Below are 1,169 nucleotides of genomic sequence, written 5' to 3' on the forward strand. Positions count from 1 at the left end.
CCGGCCGGCCGGGGACGTGACGCCGTACTGAGCGGTGCCCTGCTCGGCGTCGACGCCCCGGCGCTCGAAGCCGGCCTTCTCCAGGACGCGGACCGAGGCGGGGTTCGACAGCTCCACCTCGGCGCGCACCGCGCGGACGCCCGGTGCGGTGAACGCGAACGCCGTCAGGGCACGCGTGGCCTCGGTGGCGTAACCACGCCCCCGCCGCGACGCCACGACGCCGTACCCGATCTCCACCACGCCGTCGGCGGGCGGCCAGAACAACCCGATCGAGCCCACCACCAGGCCGCTCCCCCGCTCGACGAGCAGCCGGTGGTAGCCGTCGAGCCACGCCGGGTGCTCGGTGAGCAGGCCCGCGATGACCTGGTCACCCTCCGCGGGGAAGTCGGCGGCCCAGTGCGGCTGACGGGCACCGTCGCGGACGGCGGACGCCTCCGCCGGGGTCCAGGACCGCAGCACGAGCCGCTCGGTGGTCAACTCGACGCCGACCGGGGAAGAGGCCGGGTGAGAACCGGTCGGGGAAGAAGGGGAAGGCACTCGGGAACTCCTGGTCATGAGGGATGACCCGACCCGCGCGTCAGAGGTGCGCGGACCGGACGAGGGCACGCTGAACACGGCTGGTGACAGCCATACCCATCGACCCCCCTCGGCAGGACCAGGCGACGATCTTCGTCCCCGCCGGCGAACCTAACCGCCCGCGAGCGGACCGGGCAACCGGTTTGCGCCGACCGCTAGTGCGTGGACTGGAACTCCTCGAACAGCTCCGGGATGTAGGCGAACAGCAGGTCCAGGGTGCTGAACACCCCGTTGACCGGGTCGAGCCGCGCGTAGGCGTAGGCCACCTCGCAGCCCTTGCGCGAGGGCGCGGACTCGCGCACGTCGGTGAACCAGTCGAGGAACGGCACCCGCCGCGGGACCAGCGCCGGGTTCAGCAGCGCCCCGTAGACCAGCAGCAGGTCCAGCACGACCGGGCGGTTGCGCAGCGTCCACCGGTAGAACTCGGAGAACAGGAAGAACCGGCGTTCCACCGCCGTGGGCCGCAGCCCGTGCTGCTGCTCGGCCACCGCGACGCCGTGATCGGTCGACGCCTGCTCGGCCTCGCTCCACGCCCGGTCGTGCGTGCCGCGCGCGGTCAGCTCGCCCCGGTGCAGCCTGGTCAGGTAGTCGGC

The 1,169-nt window shown here is 72.9% G+C and carries 1 protein-coding gene and 1 pseudogene; both read right to left on the reverse strand.

Translation table 11 applies throughout. The features are described 5' to 3' along the window. The coding region (locus AB0G02_RS41380) for a GNAT family N-acetyltransferase (RefSeq protein WP_360806389.1) at positions 1-477 on the reverse strand (477 nt) is incomplete at its 3' end. 254 nt (positions 478-731) lie between these two features. After that, positions 732-1,169, reverse strand: a pseudogene (locus AB0G02_RS41385) (hypothetical protein); the annotation flags it as partial.

The organism is Actinosynnema sp. NPDC023658 (assembly GCF_040639995.1).
Classification (GTDB): Bacteria; Actinomycetota; Actinomycetes; order Mycobacteriales; family Pseudonocardiaceae; genus Actinosynnema.